At 37.5% G+C, this 555-nt stretch carries 1 protein-coding gene; it reads right to left on the bottom strand.

Going from position 1 to position 555, the window contains the following annotated elements; all coding sequences use genetic code 11:
* Positions 1 to 551, bottom strand: a 551-nt coding sequence (locus ACYQ4S_RS12190) for an RNA-guided endonuclease TnpB family protein (RefSeq protein WP_459771432.1), incomplete at its 3' end; no start/stop codon positions are given.
* Positions 552 to 555: the final 4 nt, after the last annotated feature.

Below are 555 nucleotides of genomic sequence, written 5' to 3'. Positions count from 1 at the left end.
TTCTTGTAAACTGTTCCATCCGAAAGAATCGCAAAGTCTTTTAATCCAACATCCACACCTACAGAAGAATCTGTTTTTTCGATGGGTTCGACTTCCGTTTCGACTAAAAGGGATACGAAATATTTTCCTGTTGGATTTCTGCGAATAGTAGCATTGAGTATTCTGCCTTCTACCTCACGACTTTTCGCAAAGAGAACCAATCCCAGTTTCGGCAGTTTCAACTTATTGCCTTCAACGGAAATATTCCCATTAGTTTCTTTTGTAGTGTATGACTGAAGCGGATTATTTTTTGATTTGAAACGAGGATACTTGTTTTGCTTTTTGAAGAAGCGGTCAAAACTGTCTGAAAGGTTTCGTAGAGAAGACTGAAGTGCAATACTATCGACTTCTTTAAGCCACTCCGTTTCTTCTTGTTTTTTCAAAGAAGAAAGTTGTGCAGAACATTTCCCATAAGATAATCCCTTACCTGTTTCTTTGTAAGTTTCATTCCACTGATTGAGAAAATGATTGTAGATGAATCGGGAACACCCAATAGTCTTGTTAATCAAAATAGCC

This window comes from Alkalibacterium sp. s-m-28 (assembly GCF_054658175.1).
This window is presented reverse-complemented; position numbering and strand designations above follow the sequence as displayed.